General features: G+C 65.0%; 13 protein-coding genes, 1 tRNA gene and 2 pseudogenes. 4 read left to right on the top strand and 12 right to left on the bottom strand.

What is annotated here, in order from left to right; all coding sequences use genetic code 11:
- Positions 1–939, top strand: coding sequence for an NADP-dependent oxidoreductase (locus tag D6M19_RS13180; protein WP_123025716.1), 939 nt, complete (start codon positions 1–3; stop codon positions 937–939).
- On the top strand, positions 936–1,385 hold the full coding sequence (locus D6M19_RS13175; protein ID WP_123025662.1) for a cupin domain-containing protein: 450 nt from the start codon (positions 936–938) through the stop codon (positions 1,383–1,385). Before D6M19_RS13180 ends, D6M19_RS13175 begins: the two co-directional genes overlap by 4 nt.
- A 27-nt stretch (positions 1,386–1,412) precedes the next feature.
- Here D6M19_RS13175 and D6M19_RS13170 read toward each other — a convergent pair whose 3' ends face one another.
- The 8 genes and pseudogenes from D6M19_RS13170 to pdxR form a co-directional block, all read right to left on the bottom strand.
- Entirely contained in the window at positions 1,413–1,649 is a 237-nt protein-coding gene (locus D6M19_RS13170) for a helix-turn-helix domain-containing protein (protein ID WP_206428516.1), read from the bottom strand.
- A gap of 192 nt (positions 1,650–1,841) precedes the next feature.
- Positions 1,842–2,627, bottom strand: a complete 786-nt coding sequence (gene trpC, locus D6M19_RS13165; RefSeq protein WP_123025715.1) for an indole-3-glycerol phosphate synthase TrpC — start codon at positions 2,625–2,627, stop codon at positions 1,842–1,844.
- Positions 2,628–2,896: 269 nt separating this feature from the next.
- Positions 2,897–3,079: a hypothetical protein gene (locus D6M19_RS13160; protein ID WP_123025660.1), complete on the bottom strand. Its 183-nt coding sequence runs from the start codon at positions 3,077–3,079 to the stop codon at positions 2,897–2,899.
- 46 nt (positions 3,080–3,125) lie between these two features.
- Positions 3,126–4,373, bottom strand: a complete 1,248-nt coding sequence (locus D6M19_RS13155) for a nucleotide disphospho-sugar-binding domain-containing protein (protein ID WP_123025714.1) — start codon at positions 4,371–4,373, stop codon at positions 3,126–3,128.
- A 121-nt stretch (positions 4,374–4,494) separates the two neighbouring features.
- Positions 4,495–5,274 carry an MFS transporter gene (locus D6M19_RS13150; RefSeq protein WP_234834837.1) on the bottom strand — a complete coding sequence of 260 codons (780 nt, stop codon included), beginning with the start codon at positions 5,272–5,274 and terminating at the stop codon, positions 4,495–4,497.
- A gap of 49 nt (positions 5,275–5,323) precedes the next feature.
- The gene (locus D6M19_RS13145) at positions 5,324–6,946 is read right to left on the bottom strand and encodes an AMP-binding protein (RefSeq protein WP_164478468.1); all 1,623 of its coding nucleotides are present in this window, start codon (positions 6,944–6,946) and stop codon (positions 5,324–5,326) included.
- A 62-nt stretch (positions 6,947–7,008) separates the two neighbouring features.
- A pseudogene (locus tag D6M19_RS13140) lies at positions 7,009–7,940 on the bottom strand (NADP-dependent oxidoreductase).
- A gap of 238 nt (positions 7,941–8,178) precedes the next feature.
- Positions 8,179–9,591 carry a MocR-like pyridoxine biosynthesis transcription factor PdxR gene (pdxR, locus tag D6M19_RS13135; protein ID WP_123025658.1) on the bottom strand — a complete coding sequence of 471 codons (1,413 nt, stop codon included), beginning with the start codon at positions 9,589–9,591 and terminating at the stop codon, positions 8,179–8,181.
- Between the two features lie 981 nt (positions 9,592–10,572).
- Between pdxR and D6M19_RS13130 the strand changes: the two genes are divergently transcribed.
- Positions 10,573–13,338, top strand: a complete 2,766-nt coding sequence (locus D6M19_RS13130; RefSeq protein WP_123025713.1) for a helix-turn-helix transcriptional regulator — start codon at positions 10,573–10,575, stop codon at positions 13,336–13,338.
- 142 nt (positions 13,339–13,480) lie between these two features.
- On the opposite strand, the gene D6M19_RS13125 is transcribed toward D6M19_RS13130, so the two are convergent.
- Both D6M19_RS13125 and D6M19_RS35255 read right to left on the bottom strand, forming a co-directional pair.
- Complete coding sequence (locus tag D6M19_RS13125) at positions 13,481–16,210, bottom strand: helix-turn-helix transcriptional regulator (RefSeq protein ID WP_123025657.1); 2,730 nt, start codon at positions 16,208–16,210, stop codon at positions 13,481–13,483.
- Between the two features lie 91 nt (positions 16,211–16,301).
- Positions 16,302–16,409 (bottom strand): annotated as a pseudogene (locus tag D6M19_RS35255) (IS481 family transposase); the annotation flags it as partial.
- Positions 16,410–16,521: 112 nt separating this feature from the next.
- Between D6M19_RS35255 and D6M19_RS34240 the strand changes: the two are divergent.
- On the top strand, positions 16,522–16,743 hold the full coding sequence (locus D6M19_RS34240) for a hypothetical protein (protein ID WP_164478455.1): 222 nt from the start codon (positions 16,522–16,524) through the stop codon (positions 16,741–16,743).
- Positions 16,744–16,833: 90 nt separating this feature from the next.
- Here D6M19_RS34240 and D6M19_RS13115 read toward each other — a convergent pair whose 3' ends face one another.
- Together D6M19_RS13115 and D6M19_RS13110 are read right to left on the bottom strand one after the other, a co-directional pair.
- A complete protein-coding gene (locus tag D6M19_RS13115; protein ID WP_123025656.1) occupies positions 16,834–17,163 on the bottom strand; it encodes a hypothetical protein in 330 nt (109 codons plus the stop codon).
- A 637-nt stretch (positions 17,164–17,800) separates the two neighbouring features.
- Positions 17,801–17,874 (bottom strand) — tRNA-Met (locus D6M19_RS13110).
- Positions 17,875–17,877: the final 3 nt, after the last annotated feature.

Raw genomic sequence — 17,877 nt, 5'->3', positions numbered from 1 at the left:
ATGCAAGCCATCACCGTACGAGACCGCGACGCCGGTGTCGGTGGGCTCACCCTGACCGAGCTGCCGTATCCGCACGCTGCCGAGAACGACGTCATCGTGCGCGTGCACGCCGCGGGCTTTACCCCAGGCGAACTCGATTGGCCCGGCACCTGGACCGACCGGGCCGGCCGTGACCGTACGCCCAGCGTCGCTGGGCACGAACTGGCCGGAGTAGTCGTCGAGCTGGGTTACGGCACCACTGGCCTCACCGTCGGCCAACGGGTGTTCGGCCTCACCGACTGGAGCCGCGACGGATCGCTGGCCCAATACACCGCAGTCGAGGCACGCAACCTCGCCCCGCTCGCGACCGACATCGACGACGCCGTGGCTGCTGCACTGCCGATCTCGGGACTGACCGCGTGGCAAGCGCTGTTCGTTCACGCCGGGCTCGCCACCGGCCAGACCGTCTTGGTCCACGGCGCTGCCGGCGGGGTGGGATCGATTGCCGTCCAGCTTGCGAACGCGGTGGGTGCTCGGGTGATCGGCACCGGACGGTCATGTGACCGCGACGTCGTGCTGGGCCTCGGTGCACACGCGTTCGTGGACCTGGGCGCTGACCCCGTGGAGGACGCCGGCGAAGTCGACGTGGTGTTAGACGTCATCGGCGGCGAGGTCCTCGAACGGTCAACCGCGCTGGTGCGCGCCGGGGGCACCCTCGTGACCATCGCGATGCCACCGACGGTGCGACCCAAGGACGGGCGCGCCGTCTTCTTCGTGGTTGAGCCCGACCGCAGCCAGCTTGCGCACCTGGCCCAGCGAGTGAGGGAGGGGCGGCTGAAGCCAATCGTCGGCGCCGTGCGGCCCCTGGCCGAGACGGCCGACGCGTTTGCCCCGCGCCGACGCATTCCGGGCAAGACGATCATCCAGGTAGCAACAGAGCAAGAAGGGAAACGTCCATGAGTCGAGCCGCCATCGCCAACGTCCTCCTGACCACCGCAGTCGCCGCCGTGGTCGCGGGTTGTACTCCTGGGACGGAAACCCGGGCCGACGCCGCCCCACCGGAACACCCGTCTGAGACCATGGCGCCCCTTTTCCAACAGGAACTCCCCAACGTGCCCGACAAGACGTTCACCTCGGCGATCGTGACCTTCCCGCCGGACGCACGTGCAGTCCCTCACCGCCACGGCGACGCGTTCGTGTACGCGTACGTGCTCGAGGGCACCGTAAGCAGCCAGCTCGAAGGCGAACCTGCCCGTGTTTACCACCAAGGAGAGAACTGGTCCGAACCGCCAGGCGCCCACCACCTGGCCACCGAAAACGTCAGCCCGACCGACCCGGCGAAACTGCTGGTCGTCTTCATCGCCACCACTGCAGACCCCCTCAAGGTCGACGATCAGCACGGGTGATCTGCGTAGCCGTCGCGGGGTCGAACGCTAGAGGTATCTCCGCGCCGCTGCATCTTGGAGCTGATTGCGAGATTTGATGCCAAGCTTGCTGAACACCTTGCCCAAGTGGTACTGGACCGTCTTGGCGCTGATGAACAGTCGCGCTCCGATCTCCGCGTTCGTCAACCCTTCGACGGCCAGCCTCGCCACCCGCACTTCCTGCGGCGTCAGCCCTGGGACGCTGTCCGCTGCCGCGCTGTGCTGCGCGTTCTCCCCCGTGGTCACGAGCGCACGTCGTGCCCGCTGGGCGAACCCCGCCATCCCCCATCCCGTCGAACATGTCGTGGGCGATGTGAAGTGGCTTGCGTGCGTCGAGGAGACGCCGTTCTTGGCTCAGCATTCGCATTCGGCAAGTCCCCTGTTTTCATCGAGGCGAGCCGAGTGCCGCCCCTGCGGCGGGGGATTGCTCGGCGTGGGTTAGACATTGGCGGCCTCGATGAAACGGCGGATGGCGGTGCGTGGGTCTCCAGAACGCACCAGTGCCTCACCGATGAGAACCACGTCGGCACCCCAGTGGTGGTATTGCGCGACATCTTTCGGGCTCGCCACGCCCGACTCTGCTACGCGTACAGATCCTTCGGGGACGAAAGCTACGAGCTCGGCGAATACCGAGCGGTCTACGTTCAAGGTCGTCAGGTCTCTAGCGTTGATCCCCAGGAGCTTCGCTCCGGCATCGACTGCACGGCCGATTTCCTCGGCCGTATGTGACTCGACAAGCGCCGTCAATCCGAGCTCGTCGCACAGTCCCAACATGTCGGCCAACTGGCTGTCACTGAGCGACACGACCATGAGCAGCGCGATGTCGGCACCATGGGCGCGGGCTTCCCACAGTTGATACGGGTCGACGATGAAGTCCTTGCGCAGCACCGCAATGTCGACGTGATTACGTACGGCGTCCAGGTCGGCGAGGGATCCTCCGAAGTGGCGGCGTTCGGTCAGCACACTGATCGCGGAAGCGCCGCCCCCCGCATATTGGCCAGCCAGAGCGGCTGGATCTGAAATGTCTGCAAGCTCACCTTTGCTCGGGCTCTTGCGCTTGACCTCCGCGATTATCGCCACGCCAGGTTCCCGAAAAGCCGGCATTGGGTCGAGCGCAGGCGGCATGTCAACAACCCTGGACCGCAGCAGTGACAGGGGCGTCTCACTCATCCGTTGTGTGAGGTCTTCGACAACACCCGCGACGATTTGGTCAAGAACGTTCATGTTCATTCCCTCCGACGTATGTTTCGGTGTACCTCGGTCCGGACCCCTTCCACGACCGCTGATACCCCCTCTGGTTAACAACGCGGTCCACATGGCCGTCGCCACTAGAAACCGCTCGGCGTCCTCGCGCGTCACGAGATCAAGCTTTCCTGCGAACACTTCCCAGCAGCGGGTGTTCGTGGACCGGGTCAGCCTGTTGGACTTCTTCCTCTCTGCCATCTGTTGACCGATCGAGACTGTCGTCGCGGGCGGTCCTGTGCACCAAGCATTTACAGACGCGCTTGCGCGATCATGTCTGCGTCGGCATACATGTCCCGTAGAGCGGGGTCATTGCCGCTGCTTGTCATCGTGACGGTGTGCAAATCGAGATCCCGCAGTTCGTCGATGAGTCGGCGAAAGTGCTCTAGCTTGCGCCAGGCGCCCGGGACGATGAACTGTGAGGGAAGAGTCATGACACCCTTTCTGAGAGTTGAGATTGGACTCGACAACCCCTGACGTTTATGCGGGACGCGATCGGAGTTGTGGTGAGGCGAGCAGCCGTTGTTCGATCAGGTCGGCGCCATGGGCCGCACCACCCGTCGCGACATATCCGGCCGCGACGCGGCGGGCACCCTCGGTCATCGCCATGGCCTGAATAACCTTGTCGCGCAACCGGGCAGCGGTGAGGTTCTTGGGCAGCAGCCAAGTGCCGCATTTCGCCATTTCCACGCGTCGGGCGACTTCGAACTGATCGCGTCCGTAGGGCACAACGCACGCCGGTACGCCTCGCGCCAGCGCCTTTTGGGTGACGCCCATTCCACCGTGGGTGATCGCGCATACCGCGCGGTCCAGCACCAGGCTGTGCGGCACGAACTCGCACACCGTGGCGTTGGCCGGTGCCGCGATGTCCGCCGGCACTCCAGCTGGGAATGTAGCTACGACGTGGACGGGCTGGTCCGCCAGTGCGGCGAGCGCTACGCGTGCCAGCTCGCCATCCCCCTGGTCCTCTGAGGACGTCGATGCCAGGACAATCGGTCGGTCGATTTGCGCCAACCATTCCGGCGCGGTCGAAGGCGCCGAGTCATAGGAGCAGGCGCCGATGAACTGGATGGAGTCATCCCAGTCCGGATGTGGGTAGTCAAACGGTTGGGCTGTGGCAACGAGAACCAACGGTGGACGACGTGCATAGTCGTCAATCGAGGTGAGCGGCGAGACACCGAGCCGGGCGCGGATGATGTTGAGCGGGCCGACCCACGAGTCAATCGCCGTGAACTTCCGTCGAAGCAGCGCGTCTCGCAGCCGACCGACCGGGCCCGGCCACGGCCGCAGCCCCGGCCCCCACGGCGGCACTCCCTGTGATCGCAGATATGGCAAGAAGGCCCAGAACGACGCCCAAGGCAACCCGCTCGCTTCGGCCACCGCGTATGCACCCCAGCAATTCGGGTCGACGATCAGCACGTCTGGGCGAGCGTCGTCGATCGCCTTGGTCAGATCGGGGACTTCATATTCCGCACGCCGCGCGAACAGATCTCCTACTCGCAACAACGCCTCCTGCGGATTCGAGGCGCCCCCGTCGTCCAAGGGCATAGCCTCGATCCGGGGATCGACTGGTGCAGTGTCGAATCCCATGCTGAGGCCGGCCTCGACTCCGTCGGCGAGGGTACGTAACGCGATGTCGTGCCCCCGGTTACGCAGCTCCGTGAGCAGCACGCTGATCGGAAAGAAATGACCCATCGCCGGGGTCTGGTACGCGAGTATTTTCGCCATATTGTGGCCTTTCATTGGACCAAGCGGAACATCGGACAATCGCCGCCGTGAAGAAGCCCAAAAGGGCAATAGTTGGCCAGGGCGTACTCCGCCTATCGTGACCGTCAACAGGATGAGTGCACTAATCATCACTAGCGCCATGACTCCGCCGCCAACACCCGACACGGTGCAACGCTCTTGATGGTGAGGCGTGCGACGGCACTCCTGCGGCAATCGCAAGAGAAAACGAGGCGAATGTGTAGGAATATGCGGCCGGCGATAAAGCAATGATCTTCCGCAACACGAAAGGTGATGCAGACGCGTAGGCGAACATTGCCGCCGCGATGAACGCGGTGGTGGCGGTGTACCCGACGTAGTGGCGATTGCCCAGCACACTGCACGCGTTGGCGACCAATGCCTTTAGCCCGCTGGGCCGGCGACGGCGTTTGGGCAGCGATTCGTCGACGAGGAGAACCACGCCCAGAAGAGACATAAGGTTCATCACAGCCAGCGCTACAAACACAGCACGCCACCCCACGGCGGTAACGATCACACCGCCGAGCACCGGCGCCGCTAGCGGCGCGAGCAATGAGGTGAATTTCATCGTTGAAAAGAGCTGCGCAGCAACGTGTCCCCGGGCACGGTCGGCGATTACAGCACGGGCGATGACGACGCCCGCCGCACCCGTGAAGCCCTGTACGAACCGCAGACATACCAGGATTTCAATCGCCGGAGCGAACAAGTCGCGCGCCATCTGAGGAAATGCGGACAAGTACATGTCGATCGAGAACGGAGCGATCGGGGTGAGTGCCGCCAGCACGGCGATGAGTCCCGGCGAAGTCCCCACTGACCGGTGCGGCCGCTCAGAGGACGGGCGAGCAATAGCTAACCCGTCAACTCGATTCATCTCGCTCACAGTCACTTTCACACTATGTCTCGCCCTGCAGAACGGCTCTTCTGTGAGCAGTTCATCAATCGGAAAGGGAGGCTTGACCGACCAGCCAACGCCGAAGTAGTTCCTTGCTGACCTTCCCATTACCATTGCGCGGCAACGCTTCCACGTATTCCAGTCGTGTGGGCAGGTACCACTCGGTCATACCCTCGTCAGTGAGGTACTGGCGCAACTCATCCAAACTGATCGGCGGTGTGGTGGCGGCGACCAGCACGGCGCATACCAACTCGCCGCCCTGTTCACCTGGATAGCCGACCAGCGCGACGTCCTTGATGCGGGGGCTCCTCAGAAGCTCGGACTCGACATCGTGCGCGGGAACCATGAATACTCCACCAATTCGGTCGCCGACGCGGCCCATCAGCCGGATCCCGCCGCGCCTGTCCGGAACGGCGAGGTCACCGGTGTCAAACCAGCCGTCGTCCTGCTCGGCGGTGATTTTCACGACCCCGGCGTCACGGCCGACGGTGGCTATACAGACCGCACTACCACGAGCGAACACACGCCCGGGCCGTTCAACGGTGATATCCGCGCCTGAGCGAAGGTCGAGCTCCATGCCTCTGATGGGACGGCCGTCGCTGTAGGCGGCCCAGTTCGGCGGATCATCGCGGCGGGTCACGGTTCCGGTGCCGATTTCCGTTGAGCCCCATCCACTCTGCAGAAGCACGCCGAAGGTGTCCGGTACCGCTGCGACGAGCGGTTTAGGGATGGTCGTGCCCACGCAGCGAACCGTGCGCAGCGCTGGCAACTGGGTGGGCTTTCCGTCGGTCACCGCAAGCATGTCGTAGACGAAGCTAGGAGCGGCCACCAATCCGGTGGTTGCGCTGTCGGCCAGGACCTGCAAGCCTCGCCGACCGGACCAAGCGTCGAGCAATACGACGGATGCGCCGGCAATCAAGGCTGATCGGGCCGCATCTTGCCCAACGGTGTGCATCAGCGCGTGCGGGGTGAACCGCACGTCCGCGCGTCCGAAGTCGTCTACCTGAATAACGCTCGATGCGGAGGCGTACAACGTGTTCTGGGTATGCAGCGCGCCCTTCGGCTCACCCGAGGTACCGGAGGTAAACAGGATCATCGCAACGCGGTCGGGGTCTTCGATCGCGTCGTCCAGCGCCACCGGATGGCGGTCCTCCCAAGGTGTCTCGTCGAAGAACGATCGGAAATCGACGTCCCCGGCGGCCGCGTCCCCGATCACCACACGGTGTTGCAGTTCGGGCAGCGCCGAAGCAATGTCCTTCAAGGCCGCAGCATGATCGAATCCCGCCCATTCGTCGGCGGTGGCGCACACACAAGCTCCGACGCGATGCAACACCCGCTGCAGCTCTCGCGGCCGTATGGTGGTCATTATCGGCGCCACAACCGCCTGCAGCCGAGTAGCCGCCAGCACGAAGGCGTGTGCCTGCCACCAGTTCGGCAGCTGACAAGCAACCACCCGTCCCGGCCGTACACCCAGCTCATAGAGCGCGCCAGCGTATCGCTCGACCCGACCAGCCAACTCGGCGTATGTGATGAGCCTTGCCTCGCCATCAGCCTGGTACGCCCGAATGGCTGTCGCCTGCGGTGTTTGGTCCCGCCATCGTCGCAGATCACTTATCTGACCCGAGTCGCGCCAAACGCCGGCGGCACGGTACCGAAGCGCCGCCACCCAAGGAGGGCGAATCGTCAGGTCGGATAGAGTCGAAATAGAACCTCCCGCAATGATTTCGGTCACTCGCCATCCCCATCGTCGATGACGCGGATGATCGTCTTGCCGCGACTGTGGCGGGTCGGGTCGAATGCTGCAAGAGCATCTTCGAGGGAATAGATCGCTCCGACGCGTGGCCTCAGCCGCCCATCTCGAAGCCGGCGCTCCAGCGCCACAAGCTCCATTCCATCGGGTTCGACGACGAAAAATATGACCCGTGCGATTCCGGTAGGAACCGGCGTTGGTTCAGTGATGCTGACGAGCGCACCGCCCGAACGGACCAACGTCGCCGAGCGATGGAGGGTTTGACCGCCGATCACGTCGAACACCATGTCGACTTCGCCGATGTCCTCTAGCCGGTTGTGGTGCAGGTCCACGAAGTAATGGGCGCCCACATCGAGCACGGTCTGGCGGTGGGCCGCGCGGCCGGTACCGATCACCCGAGCCCCCGCCTCACGGGCCAATTGCACAGCGACCGAGCCAACGGCTCCGGCGGCGTCGTGGATGATAATCGTCTGGCCGCCGCGAGTCGTCCGTGAACGAAGAGCCCCTGCCATGCGGTCAGGCCAGAGATCGGCAGGGCAGCGGCCAGAATGGGATCAACTCCGGGCTCCAGCGGCGCAAGGTTGCGTGCTTCCACCGCCACGAATTCGGCCAGCGTGCCGTTGCGGCACCAGTCGGTAATCCCGAAGACTCGTTGGCCGACATACAGTCCCGTGGTCCCATAACCCAACTCGGTGACCACCCCGGATGCCCCGTGGCCGGGAATGGTCGGCGTACGGTCACGCCCAGCCCGATCGGTCCAACTGCCTGGCCAGTCAAGTTCGCCGGGGGTGAAGCCCGCCGCACACACCCTGACAATGACATCGTTCTCGGCAGCGTGGGGGTAGGGCACCTGCGCTAGCGCGAGGCCGCCAATACCGGCAGCGCGCTCACGCGCGATGATCGCTTGCATCCTCTTCATCACACGAGTCCCCGAGCACTTGGACGACGCAAGGAATCGCGCGGCGCCGTCTCTTGCGGGTCGAGCATCGTGATCATGTCCACTCCGGCAGCGCAGACGCAGACCGCAAGAAAGCGGGTTCGGTGATCCTGGCGTTGCCTGCGACTATCACGCTTTCCACGCTAAGTACGGCATCGCGCTCAACGTGGGCCACTTAGCCGCCGCGATACGGGGCCACTTGATCCGAGTGTCACGGCAGCAGTCCAGTCAAGGCATCCAAAGCTGCTGACCATGCACTCGGTGCGGGTGCTGCAAAGCCGATCACCAAACCGTCGCGCTCGTCGTCGACTTCCGGGTGCCGAAAGAAGTCAAGTCCCTGGACGCCAAGTTGTCGCCACCCGAGTTGACGGACCAGCGCGCTCTCGTCGCCACCGGCCAGCTCGAGCACCACCTGCAGGCCCGCAGGCATCCCAGCCACCGTGCTCTTCGGTGATGACCGGGCGACGGCGACGACGAGTTGCTCGCGACGGCGCCGGTACTGGGCGCGCATGGTGCGAATGTGTCGGTCATAGGAACCCGACACAATGAATTCGGCCATCGCCAACTGTTCGACGAAGCCGGAGGTCTCCTCGGTTTCACCCTTCTGCCGGACCACCGCGTCGACGAGTCGTTCGGGCAATACCAACCAGCCGAGCCGAAGCCCCGGCGCCAGCGACTTGCTCACCGTACCCATATAAATGACGCGTTCAGGATCGCCGCCGTGCAGCGCGCCGACGGGCCTGCGGTCGTAGCGAAACTCTCCGTCGTAGTCATCCTCGATGATCACTCCACCAGTTCGTCGCGCCCAATCGATAACCCCCGCGCGGCGGTCGGAATGCAACGACACACCGAGCGGGAATTGGTGCGACGGCGTGAGCAGCACACCCCCCACGTCTGCCATGTTCTCCAGTGCTCTGACGTCAGCACCATCGGAGTCCACAGTCAATGGCGGGCAACGTAACCCCGTTCTGGTCAGCGACGCCCACTGTGTGGACAGGCCAAACGCCTCGACGGCGACGGCGGCGACGCCGCCGTCTGTCAAAGCACCGGCGACGAGCCTCAGTCCTTCAGCGGCCCCGCAGCACACAACGATGTTGCACGGTCGGGCCCGAACTCCCCGAGCGCGGGCCAGATACTGGGCAAGGGCGAGACGAAGCTCCGGCCGGCCATGCGGGTCGGCGTAGCCGAAAGCCTCAGATGGTGCCGCGTCCAACGCGCGCTTGACCGCACGGCTCCACGCCGCCCGTGGAAACGACGACAGGTCAGGATGGCCGGGCCGCAAGTCGTGGTCCAACAGGCGCGCCGCCCGGCGCCTGGGCGGTGCGGCGATGGACCGGATCGCCTCGGCCGTACGTGGGGAAACCACGGTGCTTGAGCCATGCTGCGACGTCAACCAGCCCTCGGCGATGAGTTCGGCATACGCACGCGCCACGGTATTCCTCGCCACACCGAGGTCGGCGGACAACGCGCGGCTTGACGGCAACCGGGTCCCCGGCACTAACCGCCCCGAACGGATCGCATCGCGAATGGCGTCCATCACACTGTTACGCACCCGGCCCCCAGCGCGATCCAGGAATAGATCCAAACCAGCGACCGAGCTACCCGGTCCTGTCGTTACGTCCATGTCAGTGCTCGCGGTGCAGACTGCACGCGGTCAGCGATGCACGCCAACCGGGACGCGGAGGCCGGCCTCTCGCAGCTTTGGGAGCACCGGCTCCTCGCGAGCGAGTGCATACGGGGCGCGCCGATCCACGATGCCCGCTGTCGGCGATACCGTCCAAGCGTCATATCTCCTATAACGCAAATCACCACGGTAACTGCGGCAATTAATGAACTGGGCTTCATCGGGTTGCAGCCGAAACACGTCGTTGTCGTCGAGACCACAACAGCCACCGCGTGTCGCCGCGCCTGCCCAGGCGCCGCTGCCGCCGTTAAACACCGGCCGACGCCGGGCTGGCGCCGCATCGCCATTCCGCGCCGGTTTTCGGGTTGGTACTCGAGGCAGGATCCTATTCGACTCTCGCACGGACATTCGAGACACAACGCCGCGGACGACGTGCCGAGCCCTGCGGCCGGTTCCAACACGCGGGAAGCCTGGGGCCCTTGGGAGCCCGGCCACGACAGGCGCAAGAAGCAAAGGGAAACCGATGACTACTGCCATGGTGCACCGACCCTGGCGCCGGGTGGGTCGGTTCTCCCACCCTGCGGGTCCGGCCCAACGCTGCTGCCCACCGGGCATGTGTGATGCGATCGGCTGTCGTCTTCACCCGTCTGTCTGAGAGTCCATCGACGGCGAAAAAAAGATGAGCTACGGCAGCGCCGACAACGCTGGACCGGGTACCTTACCGATCGCAGCCGATGGCGCGTGTGCTCGAGTTTGTTGCTGGCTGAATGATTGTTTAGGGCGCGATGATTACGCGGTCCGACGTCTGGCGGGCGACTGCACGCTAGCCGCGGGCCATCGGGCATCGGTACATGGCCGTGATCGGAAGCGGCAGTATCGCACCCCTGTCGAAGGGGTCGCTTAGCCAGGATGTGACCCGACGGCTTATTCGCTGTCGTTGTGGCCTAGCAGTCGGTGAAGGCCACCAGTACCGTCGTTCCCGTGCATTCATCGGAGGGGGGCGTTGCGGCGAGCTTGACGGGCCGTCGCGCGGAACGCCGAACCCTCGACCAGCTAGTGGCGGCGATACGCAACGGTGAGAGCCGGTCACTGGTGGTGTACGGAGACGCTGGCGTAGGAAAGACGGCGCTGCTGGAATACCTGGCCGGCCAGGCCACAGGGTGCCAGATCGCCCGCGCGGCGGGCGTCCAGTCAGAGATGGAGCTCGCGTTCGCTGGGCTGCATCAACTGTGCGCGCCGTTGCTGGATCACCTCGACGGCCTCCCGGTGCCCCAGCGCGACGCCCTACGGTCCGCGTTCGGCATGAGTGCGGGGCCGGCCCCGGACCAGTTCCTGATCGGACTCGCGGTCTTGAGCCTTTTATCGGACGCGGCCGAGCGGCGGCCGCTGCTGTGCGTGATCGATGACGAGCAATGGGTTGACAGCTCCTCGGCGAACGTCCTGGCTTTTGTCGCCCGCCGCCTCGGGGCGGAGTCAGTCGGCATGGCCTTCGGCGTGCGAGTGCCCGGTAAAGAACTGACGGCCCTGGCTGAGCTACACGTCACCGGCCTGCCGGTTGCGGATGCACGGGAGTTACTGGACTCTGCGCTGGTCGGGCCGATGGACAGCCGGGTCCGCGACCAGATCGTCGCCGAGTCGCTCGGCAATCCGCTGGCATTGCTCGAGATCTCACGAGGCCTGACGGCCGCAGAGCTGGCCGGCGGGTTCGCCTTACCCGGTGCGGCGTCTGTCTCGGGTGACGTCGAGACGAGCTTCCGACGCCGCATCACCGCACTCCCGCCCGAAACTCAGCGGCTGCTACTGCTCGCGGCCGCGGACCCGACCGGGGATTCGGCGCTCGTATGGCGGGCGGCTGAGCAGCTAGGGATTGAGGCCGCCGCGGCGGGTCCTGCTGTCGAATCAGGTCTCGCCGAGATCGCCTCCCGCGTGCGGTTCCGGCATCCACTGGTGCGCTCGGTTATCTACTCCTCGGCATTGTCTGCGCAACGGCAGGCCGTGCACGGTGCACTGGCGCAGGCCACCGACAGGGCCTTAGACCCCGACCGCCGAATCTGGCACCTAGCCGAGGCTGCTAGCGGACCCGACGAGAACATCGCAGCGGAGCTGGTGCTGTCGGCTGAGCACGCACAGGCGCGGGGCGGGCTGGCCGCCGCGGCCGCGTTCCTCGAACGCGCCACGCTGCTGACGCTCGACGAGGATCGAAAGGTTGAACGAGCGCTCGCTGCGGCAGGAACAAAGCTGCAGGCCGGCGCGTTTGAGGCGGCGACGAACCTGCTGGCGGCGACCGAGACCGGACCGCTCAGCGAGCTGCAACAAGCCCGCGTCGACCTCGTGCGCGCTCAGCTCGCGTTCGCCACGAGCCGCGGAGGTGAAGCTCCGCTTCTCCTACTCAGGGCCGCCCGCCGATTCCACCCGATCGAGCCGAGCCTCGCCAGAGAGACCTACCTCGACGCCATTTCCGCGGCCGCCTTCGCCGGTCGCCTGGCCACGCCCGGTGGCCACGTCCTCGAGGCGGCCCGGTCCGCTGCCACAGCCCCGCGCCCAGCGCATCCGCCCCGCGCGCCGGATCTCCTGCTGGACGGGTTGGCCGCGAACTTCTCCTACGGATACCCGGCAGGCGCGGCCGACCTGCGAGCGGCGCTGGCCGCCTTCGGAAGCGGTATGTCGCTCGACGAAGAGCTGCGCTGGATGTGGCTGATCAACCTTGCAGCCCTCCATCTGTGGGATGACGAGGATTGGGACGCGCTCTCCGCCCGCTACCTACAGCTGGCGCGCAAGGCCGGCGCGGTAAACGAGCTCCCCCTTGCCTTGAGCACGCGCGCCCTCATGCTGTCGTTCGTCGGTGATCTGACCACCGTGAGCGCGCTGGTCGACGAACAGCACACGGTGACCGAAGCCACCGGAATCGGTCTCGCACCCTACGCCGGCATGAGGCTTGCCGCGATGCGCGGCCAGCGGGCACAGACCCTCGCCCTCGTCGAACAGACAGCCGCAGAGGCGCCGCAGCGAGGCGAGGGGATTTCGGTAGCGGTCGCCGAGTGGACGAGGGCTGTACTTTACAACGGCCTGGGCAACTACTCGGAGGCAATGGCGGCCGCGAAGCAAGCCCTCTATCACCAGGAGTACCCGGACATCCGGTATCCGGGCGTGGCGAACTGGGCCGCTGCCGAGTTCATCGAGGCAGCGGTTTACAGCGGAATGGTCGAGGCGGCGGCGGAGGCAACTCGCTGGATCACCGAGATGACGGGAGCCAGTGGCACCGCGTGGGCGCTTGGGGTCGAGGCGCGCTCGCGGGCGCTGTTGGCCGAAGGCGAGGATGCCGAGCGCCACTATAAAGAAGCGATCGCTCATCTCGGCCCCAGCCGCGTCCGTACCGAACTCGCCCGCACGTACCTGCTATACGGCGAGTGGTTGAGACGCGAACGTCGGCGCAGCGATGCGCGCGAATATCTAGGCACGGCCCGTCAAATGCTCGACGAGATGGGTATGGCGGCATTCGCCGATCGGGCTCAGCGGGAGCTGCTCGCCATCGGCGGCGCCGCTCGAAAGCGCACACTCACCGCGGGAACCGCGGACTTGACCACGCACGAGCGACAGGTAGCCCGACTGGCGCGGGACGGCTTGTCGAATCCCGAGATCGGGGCGCGCCTGTTCATCAGCCCTAAGACCGTCCAGTACCACCTGAGCAAAGTCTTCGTGAAGCTCGAAATCACCTCGCGCAGTCAGCTTGTCGGCGTCCTTGTCTAGCCGATGTTCACGGCTCGTATCCTTTCACGCCGGTCGCTACACATCGAGCTCTCCTGCGACGCGGACACTGATTTCGCATCGGCCCGTGCCTGGCCGGCACCCAGCCGGCTGACGAGTCATTGGGCCGAACTGGGCCCTCTTGCTAGCGCCGCTCGCTTATCAGCGCTTCATGGAGCTGGCTACGTGAGCTGATGCCGAGCTTGGGGAAAACGTTGCTCAGGTGGTACTGGACGGTCTTAGGGCTGATGAACAGGCGCGCCCCGATCTCCGGGTTGGTCAGCCCATCGGCAGCCAATCGCGCGATCTGTGCTTCCTGCGCCGTCAACTGTGGGCCGTTCAGGGCCGCGGTGCGCTTACGGGCGGTCTCCCCGGTGGCAAGCAGCTCACGGCGGGCCCGCTCGGCGAACGCCTCCATTCCCATCTCGTCGAACATGTCGTGCGCGAAGCGCAACTGCGTGCGCGCATCGATGCGGCGGCGCTCCCGGCGCAACCATTCCCCATAAAGCAGACGGGCGCGGGCGAGTTCTGTGCGGATGCGGGTACGACCAAGTCGCTCGATCGCGCTGCGATACAAACGCTCAGCTTCTGCACCGTCGCTCAGCAGCGCGCGTGCCCGCGCTTCGACGCCAAGCGCCCAATCAGTGTTACTGGGACCTGTGATCTCGGCAAGGCGACTAAGAGCATCGGCTGCGATTTCCGTCGCGCCGCTGCGTACGCCTGCTTCGACGAGCTCGGCGGCGGCCCAGCTCGACACACTGCCGAATACGGGCTCTTCGGCGGTGTGTCGCACAGCGACGATGGCGTCACCGTAACGGCCGAGGCCGTTGTTCAGCACCGCGGTTGTCCACTCGGCGACGGTTAGTCCGATGCCCTCCCCTCGGGTCGTCGCATCCTTGGTCGTGGCCGCCGTCAATGCCGCTACCGCAGCTCGGTCGCCGCGAAATGCGGCGAGTGCGATTGCGCCGTTAGGAGAGAGGCTGCTACCGGTCGCCTCGGTCACCGACTGCACCTCGCGTACGAGTATTTCTGCGGCATTCAGTTCGCCTGCGAATACATGCATGACCACGCGCGAAGTGAGGGCGAGCGGCAGCTCGGTCAGCGCGCCGCTGGACCGGGCAAGCTCAACATGACGCGTCGAGAGACGCTCCCAGCTTTCATCGTCCCAGACGTGCAGGGCCGCGATGCCAACCTGCCACAAACACCTCAGTAGGTTGTCTGACGACGGTCCGTCGTGCGCGCAGCTGACCGCACGGCGCAAAATCGGCAGAGCCGCCGCATTGCCGTCGATGAAATATGTAGCGAGACCTTCCAGCAGAAGGTCGGACAGTAGCGGAGTCGATGCACGCGGTAATGCCTCCACGGCTCGAGCCACGTCCAGCACCCCGGCGCCAACGGCCAATCTTCCAGCGAAGATCGCGGCGGATAAGGCCTCCAGGTAGGTCGCGCGGGACAATGCCGCGTCGATCGGCTCGAGCCGTTGAGCGGCCTTCAGCAGCAGCGGCGGGGCGTCGCTGCCGCGGCCGGTAACGTAGGCAAGCTGGGCCCGGATGAGGGCGGCGCTGGCAATCTGAAAATCGGTGAGCGACATCCCCTCGGCCATGGTCAGCAGATCCAGCGCTGCATCGAAAGCACCCGCGTGCACCTTGGCCGACGCAGCGGCCAGCGCCCGCTCCGCCCGTCGAGCAGGTTCGAGCGTCAGCAACATGGCGCGCTCGAGAAACGCAGCCCTGGCAGCCAGTCCACCACGCGCTCGCGCCCGGTCAGCGGAGCGCTCCAACTCAGCGGCGACACCCTCGTCGGGTCCCTGCGCCGCCTGTGCCCGATGCCACGCACGCCGGTCCGGGTCGCTATCCAGATCGGTCACGTCTGCCAGAGCTTGGTGCACCACCTGTCTCTCTTGAAGGGGCGCTGCCCGGTAGGTCGCCGAGCGTACGAGCGGATGTCGAAACCGCACCCGAATGCCGAACTCTGCCAGGCCGTCTGCGACAGCGGGTAAGGCAGCGCCGGTGCCGATCCCCAGCCGAGCCGCGGCTCGCCACATCAGGATCGGATCACCTGTCGGCTCAGCTGCTGCGATCAACAACAGCCGTCGGGTCCGCTCGGGCAACGCGGCAAGGCGGCGCTCATAGCTTTCTTCGATGCGACCCGAAAGCCTTAGCGCACTGGGCATCCCGAATCCGGCGACCAACTCGTACTCGGTTAGATCGCGAGGAAGTTCCAGAAGCGCGAGCGGATTACCCCGTGTCTCGGCGACAATCTGATCGCGCACCCGCTCGTCGAGCGGTACGGCCCATGCCACTTCCAGCAGCTCCCGGGCGTCAGTGTCGCGCAGACCTGTTAGCTCCAACTTGGGCAACTTAGACATTTCGAGGTCAAGGACGCGCGTCGCCATGATCAAGACAACGGATTCGGCGCCCAGCCGCTTGGCCACAAACGACAGCACTTCCGCCGAGGCGGCGTCGAGCCATTGCATATCATCGATCAGGCAGACCAGCGGCTGATCCTCCGCGACATCTGACAAAAGGCTCAAGACGGCCAGCCCGATCAGCAGCCGATCCGGTGCAGGGCCGGTGCCCAGGCCAAACGCGGTACGGAGAGCATCCCGCTGGGGCGGCGGGAGATGATCGAGGCGATCCAGCGTCGGTGCACACAACTGGTGCACTGCGGCATGCGCAAGCTCCATCTCGGACTCGACACCGGCCGCGCGGAGTAAGCGGCAGCCCGCGGCATGCGTGACTACATAATCCATCAACGCCGATTTACCCACGCCCGGATCACCGTGCAGCACCAGCACCCGGCTCTCCCCCGACCTGCCGTCATGCAGAATTTCGTCCAACAATCCGCATTCGGCGCGGCGATCGATCAGCTCCATCGCTACAGGTCCCACCTCGGCTGCACCCACATAGTTGCCGGCTCCAACTCTCCGAAGTACGGCCGTTGCCGCAGTGCGGGTAGGCCGCCGGCTAGTTGTGATGTCCAGAGAGGTTGGTCAGTCGGGTGACTGGTGGCTGGCCTCCGATGGCTGAGTGGGCTCGGTGGTGATTGTAGAAGTGCAGCCATCCGGGCAGGGCGTTGTGCGGTTGAGGCGTAGAGGCGGTCGTAGGCCCAGCCGTCGGCCACGGCACGGTGGAAGCGCTCGATCTTGCGGGTCCTGATCAGGTGACGTCCTGGCAGGCTGGAGACATGACGAACAATAAGAAATGGGCGGTAACCATCCATCGGGCGGGCGAGGGCCCCAGCACCCACGGGTACGAAGGACCTGACGAAGAGTCTGCGCTCAAGTTTGTGGCCGAGGAGCTCGAACTCGACGTTGACGACGAAGGAAACGTCACGGGCGACCCCCAGATCACCCGTCTGACGGTCGAGGACGACCCCGAAATGCTCATCCATCACGAAGAGCAGTAGCCAAGAAAACCAAACACCCCGTCGATCACCGCTTCGCGGCGCGGAAAGGTGAGGCTTCGTTCGGCCGCTAGGTGGTGATCGCCGCAAAGATCATCCCTCGCCGCCCAGCTCGGTTTTGTGGCGTTCGGTCTTGGCGGCGTCCTCGGTCATTGCCGACTCGTCGAGCCACTTCTGGACATCGCCACCAAGGCGGTCGGCGCTCAGGTGGGCGAAGTCGAGGGCCTGTACCGCCATCGCTGCTAGGACCTTCATGGCCCGTCCGCTGCGGTGGATCTCCATCATCAGCGCACTGAGTGCTTGATTGTCTTCGGCGCACAACGCCGACAGGTAGTGGCGGGCATCAGCGAACTCGCGATCGACGTGGGCCATCTTCCTCCGGAATACGTCGGGCGACGCCAGGTCGTCGGGCGAATCGATCATGGCTTTCACTTTCGCTGGTGGGTGACCAACTCATTTTCGGGGTTAGCTTGTGCTGGTGGTATCTTTCTGCGCTTTTGACTTGCCTACGATCGGATCACGGCGGTGGAAAGCAGGCGCGGTGTCCTTCGCAAGAAGCCTGCTGATTACAGCTGGCTGCCCGCCGGCGTTGCGGCCTAAGAAGTCTCCCCGCGCAAGCCTTGAGCGACCTTCCAACTCCGCATTCGCCGAGCCTTTTTAACGCTCGCTAGTTCAGGATTGTGGACCTCTTGGGTATGAGCCGAGACCCGTCTATGGAAACGACAAATGTCTGTTCGCTGCCATCCCGCTGTGCGAACTGACGATGCTCAAAGGAATGCCGACGGTGCACCTGCGGGAGCCGCCCGATGGATAAATCCGACCTTCTGCTGTCGCGCGCGGGCGGACGGCAAACCCATGCCGATACGCGACTACAGCCGCGCGTTCGCCGCAGAGCGAAGCCGCCGGACTTAAAGCGCCAGACCGCAGCATGGTTTTCGGCACCTGTTCCGCCCAGCACATGCGGGCGCATAACTCGTTAGCCTTGCGAATGTTCCCAAAAGCGTTCCCAACCCCAATGAAAACGGCCCCCGGAGAGTTCTCCGGGGGCCGTTTTGCCTAGTAGCGGGGACAGGATTCGAACCTGCGACCTCTGGGTTATGAGCCCAGCGAGCTACCGAGCTGCTCCACCCCGCGTCG

The sequence above is a fragment of the Mycolicibacterium stellerae genome (assembly GCF_003719305.1).
GTDB classification, from domain to species: Bacteria; Actinomycetota; Actinomycetes; order Mycobacteriales; family Mycobacteriaceae; genus Mycobacterium; species Mycobacterium stellerae.
The sequence above is the reverse complement of the archived record's forward strand: the minus strand, read 5'-3'. Positions and strand labels throughout refer to the sequence as shown.